Genomic DNA, 6191 nt, shown 5'->3' with positions numbered 1-6191 from the left:
CCCTGCGGGCGGCCGCCGTGACCGACCCGGCCGATGCCGGAACGGCGTTCGTGTGGATGCGCGACAGGGTCGCCATCGACGGCGCCACCGCCGACGGGTACGCGCTGACCGCGGCCGACGAGGGGCGACAGATCACCGTCCAGGTGACGGCGACGGCGGCCGGCTTCACTGAGGGTCGTGCCGTGTCGTCGGCGGTCGTTCCCACGGCTGCCGTCACGGACCCCGGCTCCGGCGGTGGCTCGGGCACTCCGGGCGCGGGAGCGGGCTCCGGATCGGGAGGATCGGGTGCCGGAGGCGGCGCCGGGTCACCGGCGGGCTCCGCGAACAACGCCGCAGGGTCCTCGACGGCGAACGGTCGCGACCTGGCGACCACCGGTCAGAACACCGAGGGGGTGGCCGGGCTGGCCGTCGGTGCCCTCCTGCTGCTCCTGCTCGGTGCGGGTGCGGTCGTGCTGCGCCGCCGCTCTCGCGCGTGACCCTCTGAACCCGAAGGCCGTGACGGCCGCCTCCCCGCGACCGTCACGGCCTTCGGCATTCCCGGGTGGCGGGGTGGCGGCATCCCTCCCCCTCGGCGCACATCCGTGCAACCCCGACCTTCTTGACCCGCGGGCGAGAGAAGATTGACCGTCCGCAACGATCCCCACTGAGGAGACCCATGCACGTCAACGCCTACGCGGCGTCGTCCGCGACCTCACCCCTCGAACCCACGACCATCGAGCGCCGCGACGTCGGCCCGAAGGACGTCCTGATCGACATCGCCTACGCCGGCATCTGCCACTCCGACATCCACACCATCCGCGGCGAGTGGGGCGACGTGCCCTACCCCCTGACCGTCGGCCACGAGATCGTCGGTACGGTCGCCGAGGTCGGTTCCGAGGTCACCAGCCACAAGGTCGGCGACCGCGTCGGCGTCGGCTGCATGGTCAACTCGTGCCGCGAGTGCGAGAACTGCCTCGCGGGCGAGGAGCAGTACTGCGAGAAGGGCAACATCGGCACGTACGGCGCCAAGGACGTCGACGGCACGATCACCCAGGGCGGCTACAGCGAGAAGATCGTCGTCGACGAGCACTTCGTGCTGCGCGTTCCCGAGTCGATCCCCTACGAGAAGGCCGCGCCGCTGCTGTGCGCCGGCATCACGACGTACTCGCCGTTGAACCACTGGAACGCCGGCCCCGGCAAGAAGGTCGCCGTCGTCGGCCTCGGAGGACTCGGCCACATGGCCGTCAAGATCGCCCACGCCATGGGCGCCGAGGTCACCGTGCTCTCGCAGACGCTCAGCAAGAAGGACGACGGCCTGAAGATGGGCGCCGACCACTACTACGCGACGAAGGATGACGAGACCTTCGAGAAGCTCAAGAAGAACTTCGACCTCATCATCAACACCGTCAGCGCTCCGCTCGACCTCAAGCAGTACCTGGGCCTTCTCGCCCTGAACGGCACGATGGTCAACGTCGGCGCCCCGCCGGAGCCCCTCCCCATCCAGGTCTTCACGCTGTTCACCAACCGTCGTTCCTTCGCGGGTTCGTCGATCGGCGGCATTCGCGAGACCCAGGAGATGCTTGACTTCTGCGCCGAGAACGGCATCGCGCCCGAGACCGAGCTCATCTCGGCCGACCAGATCAACGAGGCCTACGAGCGCGTGCTGAAGAGCGACGTGCGCTACCGCTTCGTGATCGACGCGAAGACCTTCGCCCCCGCCTGATCCCGGCTTCGGCCCCGGATGCCACGGCCCCGACGTTCCACGGAGCGTCGGGGCCGCGGCGTTCCCGGTTTTCCTCCCGCCCCGACGTTCCGCCGAGCGTTCGGGGTCGCCGCATCCTCCGCCCTTCCCCCTCCCCTGCCCCGATAAACGCTATTCCTCCGCGTAAACGCGGTGTCGCAGCGTGTCTCGTGAGGAACCGCGTTTATGGGCATGGGTGGGGCCGTGGCCACCGCCGCGGCGCCCCGCACCGCCGCGGCGCCCCGCTCTGCCGGACCCGTGCGCTGCGCAAACCCCGGACACGCGAAAGCGGCGCCGCCCCGAGGGACGACGCCGCTGACGAACCGTGCGGATCAGGCCTGGCCGAGCGCCGCCGAGACGACCGCCCGCGCCTCTTCCTGCACCTCGCGCAGGTGGTCCTCGCCGCGGAGCGACTCGGCGTACAGCTTGTAGACGTCCTCCGTGCCCGAGGGGCGTGCGGCGAACCACGCCGACTCCGTCTGCACCTTCAGCCCGCCGATCGCGGCGCCGTTGCCCGGCGCGTGCGACAGCTTCGCGGTGATGCGCTCACCGGCGAGCTCGGTGGCCGACACGGCATCCGGAGACAGCTTCGACAGCGCCGACTTCTGCGCGGGCGACGCGGGCGCATCGACCCGCTGGTACGCGGACGATCCGAACTGCTGCTCGAGCTCGGCGTAGCGCTGCGAGGGGGTCTTGCCGGTGACGGCGAGGATCTCGGCGGCCAGCAGGCAGAGCAGGATGCCGTCCTTGTCGGTCGTCCACACCGTGCCGTCCTTGCGCAGGAACGACGCACCCGCCGACTCCTCGCCGCCGAACGCGACGGAGCCGTCGAGCAGGCCGGGGACGAACCACTTGAATCCGACGGGCACTTCGAGCAGCGTCTTGCCGAGGGCGTCGGCCACGCGGTCGATGATCATCGACGACACGAGCGTCTTGCCCACGGCGGCGTCGGCCGGCCAGTTCGGGCGGTGCGAGAACAGGTAGTCGATGGCGACCGCGAGGTAGTGGTTCGGGTTCATCAACCCCGCGTCGGGGGTGACGATGCCGTGGCGGTCGGCATCGGCGTCGTTGCCGGTGAGGATGTCGTACTCGTCGCGCGCGGCGACCAGCGAGGCCATGGCCGAGGGCGAGGAGGGATCCATGCGGATCTTCTCGTCCCAGTCGAGCGTCATGAACTTCCACGTCGGGTCGACCTCGGGGTTCACGACCGTGAGATCGAGGCCGTAGACCTCGGCGATGAGCGCCCAGTACTCCACCGATGCCCCGCCCAACGGGTCGGCGCCGATGCGGACGCCAGCGCTCTTGATGGCGTCGACGTCGATGATGGATGCCAGATCCCTGACGTACGCGTCGCGGAAGTCGTACTGGCCCAGGCCGTCGAGGTCGATGTCGGCGTGCCGCGTGCGATGCACGCCCTCGAGCCCCGCGGCGATGAGCTCGTTCGCGCGGTCGGCGATCCAGCCCGTCNTGTACTTGAAGCCGCCGTCGCGCGGCGGGTTGTGCGAGGGCGTGACGACGATCCCGTCGGCGCGGCCGGGGTCGGAGGCCGCGAGGTCGCGGTTGTACGTGAGGATCGCGTGGCTGAGCGCGGGGGTCGGCACCCACGCGTCGCGGGAGTCGACGCGCACGTCGACGCCGTTGGCGACCAGCACCTCGATCGCGCTGCGTTCGGCCGGCAGCGACAGCCCGTGGGTGTCGCGACCGAGGAACAGCGGACCGGTGATCCCCTGCGCTGCGCGGTAGTCGACGATCGCCTGGGTCGTGGCGAGGATGTGGTCTTCGTTGAAGCTGGTGCTCAGCGACGAACCGCGGTGACCGCTGGTGCCGAAGGCGACGCGCTGCTCGGGCACCGCGGCATCCGGCCTGCGGTCGTAATACGCCGCGATCAGTTCGTCGATGTCGATGAGATCGGATGCCTCTGCGGGCTGCCCTGCGCGACTGCTCATGCGCCCAGTCTGCCCGCTCCCTCCGACATGCGCACACGCTGTGACGCATTCTGAGAGAATCCGTGGTCGCGTCGCGGGCGGTCGCCGGTCGATGCGGTCCGCATCGGTGGCGCGGGCCCGCTGTCGCGGCATCCGGAATCTTCCCCCAGGTCTAGGCTGGACGCCGTGCTGCCCGACACAGAGACCGTGCCCGCCCGCCGTACCTACAGCTACCTGGGCCCGGCCGGCACGTTCACCGAGGCGGCCTTGGCGCAGGTGCCCGAGGCGCGCGATCAGATCTGGCGTCCCGTGCGCAATGTCGGCGAAGCGCTCGCCGACGTCGTCGAGGGGCGGTCGGATGCCGCGATGATCGCCATCGAGAACTCCGTCGACGGCGGCGTCTCGACCGCGCAGGATGCCCTGGCGACCGTGCCGGGCCTGCGCATCGTGGGCGAATACCTCGTGCCGGTGAACTTCGTGCTCGTCGGTCGCCCCGGAGCCACCCTCGCCGACGTCTCGCTCGTCGCCGCCCACCCGGTCGCCTACGGGCAGTGCCTTGGATGGCTCAGCAAGAACCTCCCCGCCCACGCGCACCTCCCCGCCGAGAGCAACGTCGCGAGCGCGCTGGGCGTGCTCGACGGGACGAGTGCGGCGGATGCCGCGGTGGCGGCCCCCGGCATCGTCGCCCACCACGACGTCTCGGTGCTGGCCGAGAACATCGGCGACAACCCCAACGCGGTGACGCGTTTCGTTCTCGTCAGCCGCACGGTCGCTCCGGCTCCGCCCACCGGTGCCGACAAGACCTCGCTCATCGTCGAGCTGCCCGAGGACCACCCGGGTGCCCTGCTCGAACTACTCGAGCAGTTCGCCACGCGCGGGATCAACCTGAGCCTGTTGGCATCCCGCCCCATCGGCGACGCCCTCGGCCGGTACCGCTTCGTGATCGACGCCGACGGTCACGTGCTCGACGAGCGCATGGCCGACGCCCTGCTGGGGCTCCGCCGGTTCAGCCCGAAGGTCATCTTCTTGGGGTCGTACGCCCGCGCCGATCGCGCGATCGTGCGCTACCCGCAGCGCTACAGCGACGACGTGTTCGTCGAGGCGCGCGACTGGCTGCGCGGCCTGCTGAGTGGTGAGCCCGAGGCCTGACCCGTCGCCAGGCCCCTGTGTTCGTCGACGGGCCTAGAGCCCGCGTCGGTGACCGGGGGCCCCGAGAGGCCTCGCCGCCCCGCGCGCCCTAGGTCCCCGAGCTCGTCGACGGGACCAAGACCCGCGTCGGTGACCGGCGAACTCGACAGGCTCAGCCGCACCGACAGCGGCGGCGACGCCGCCGAGCGTCAGGCCGCGACGGTCGCCGGAGCCGCAATCAGCTCGAGGGTCTGCACGCGGCCTTCGGAGGTCTCGCCGTCGTAGGCTCCCGCCACCGGCGACACCATGATCTCGTCGACGCCGTGCTGCGCGGCGAACGCGCTCAACTGCGCGCGCACGTCGTCGCCGGTGCCCACGAACCACTTCTGCCGGGTCGAGGCCATGATCGATTCGGCCATCGCGTCGAACGGCTCGGCCTTCGCCTGCTCGACCGTCTCGAGCGGCACCATGGGGCGGTTCGTGCGCAGGCGCGCCATCATGCGCAGCTGCGGCAGCGCGCGGTCCTCGGCCTCTTCGGCGGTCGGCGCGGCGACGACGTTGGCGGTGACGAAGGTGCGCGGGCCCTCACCCGACTCGTTGGGAACGAACTGGTCGCGGTACACCCCGAGTGCGTGGGTAAGTCCCTCGCCCGAGAAGTGGTTCGCGAAGACGTAGGGCAGGCCGAAGCTGGCCGCGAGCTGCGCCGAGTAGTCGCTCGAGCCGAGAAGCCAGACCTGGGGCATCCCGGATGCCGCGGGCGTCGCCTTCACCTGGTACTCGGTGCCCGAGGTGAAGCGCACCGTCGCCCCATCGGGCGAGGTGAGCGCCATGATGTCGGTCACGTGATCGGGGAAGCGGGAGACATCGCTCGTGGTGCCCGAGCGGTTCAGCAGCTGGGTGATGACCGGGTCGCTGCCGGGGGCACGGCCGATGCCGAGGTCGATGCGGCCGGGGGCCAGGGCCTCGAGGGCGGCGAACTGCTCGGCGACGATGAGGGGGGAGTGGTTGGGCAGCATCACGCCGCCCGATCCGACGCGGATGCGCGAGGTGCGGGCGGCTGCGGCGGCGATCAGCACGGGGGGCGTGGTCGACGCGACCGAAGGCATGTTGTGATGCTCGGCGAACCAGTACCGGCGATACCCGAGGCGGTCGGCGCGCTCGACCAGGTCGAGGGCGGAGCTCACCGCCTGTGCGCTGTTCTGTCCGCTGCGGACGGGGACGAGATCGAGAACAGAGAGGGAGGGCATGGCGTCGTTCACCCCGAGAAGAACGCCCGATCGATCCCCGCTATTCCTCTGCGGGCGTCGCGGCGGGCCACGAGGGGTGCAGGGCGAAGCGGCATCCATTTTCAGCGTTCTCTCAGGAAAACGGCGTGACGAAAGCGCCGCCCACCGCGTCTCACCTTTGACATCGCGGGA

Annotated in this window: 4 protein-coding genes and 2 pseudogenes; 3 read left to right on the top strand and 3 right to left on the bottom strand. The window is 70.6% G+C overall.

Features of this window, described 5'->3' with window-relative positions; translation table 11 throughout:
• Both ASE56_RS17465 and ASE56_RS01635 read left to right on the top strand, forming a co-directional pair.
• Window positions 1–476: LPXTG cell wall anchor domain-containing protein (locus ASE56_RS17465; protein ID WP_200914102.1), on the top strand; the 476-nt coding region annotated here is incomplete at its 5' end.
• Window positions 477–655: 179 nt separating this feature from the next.
• Window positions 656–1702 (top strand): NAD(P)-dependent alcohol dehydrogenase, encoded by a 1047-nt coding sequence (locus tag ASE56_RS01635; protein ID WP_056224346.1) that lies wholly within the window; start codon window positions 656–658, stop codon window positions 1700–1702.
• 350 nt (window positions 1703–2052) lie between these two features.
• On the opposite strand, the pseudogene ASE56_RS01630 reads toward ASE56_RS01635, so the two are convergent.
• Both ASE56_RS01630 and ASE56_RS17635 read right to left on the bottom strand, forming a co-directional pair.
• A pseudogene (locus tag ASE56_RS01630) lies at window positions 2053–3187 on the bottom strand (phosphoglucomutase, alpha-D-glucose phosphate-specific); the annotation flags it as partial.
• A 1-nt stretch (window position 3188) separates the two neighbouring features.
• Window positions 3189–3666: pseudogene (locus ASE56_RS17635) on the bottom strand (phosphoglucomutase, alpha-D-glucose phosphate-specific); the annotation flags it as partial.
• A 165-nt stretch (window positions 3667–3831) separates the two neighbouring features.
• Between ASE56_RS17635 and pheA the strand changes: the two are divergent.
• The gene (gene pheA / locus ASE56_RS01625) at window positions 3832–4794 is read left to right on the top strand and encodes a prephenate dehydratase (protein WP_056224342.1); all 963 of its coding nucleotides are present in this window, start codon (window positions 3832–3834) and stop codon (window positions 4792–4794) included.
• A 188-nt stretch (window positions 4795–4982) separates the two neighbouring features.
• Here the strand turns inward: pheA and ASE56_RS01620 are convergent, their stop codons facing one another.
• Window positions 4983–6020, bottom strand: coding sequence for an LLM class flavin-dependent oxidoreductase (locus ASE56_RS01620; RefSeq protein WP_200914100.1), 1038 nt, complete (start codon window positions 6018–6020; stop codon window positions 4983–4985).
• Window positions 6021–6191 lie beyond the last annotated feature (171 nt).

The organism is Microbacterium sp. Leaf203, assembly GCF_001421275.1.
Taxonomy (GTDB): domain Bacteria; phylum Actinomycetota; class Actinomycetes; order Actinomycetales; family Microbacteriaceae; genus Microbacterium; species Microbacterium testaceum_A.
This window is presented reverse-complemented; position numbering and strand designations above follow the sequence as displayed.

What these genes read in the sequence shown, in the direction of transcription:
- ASE56_RS01620 (WP_200914100.1), bottom strand. Translation starts at nt 6,020, where the DNA reads ATGCCCTCCCTCTCTGTTCTCGATCTCGTCCCCGTCCGCAGCGGACAG.
- ASE56_RS01635 (WP_056224346.1), top strand. Translation starts at nt 656, where the DNA reads ATGCACGTCAACGCCTACGCGGCGTCGTCCGCGACCTCACCCCTCGAA.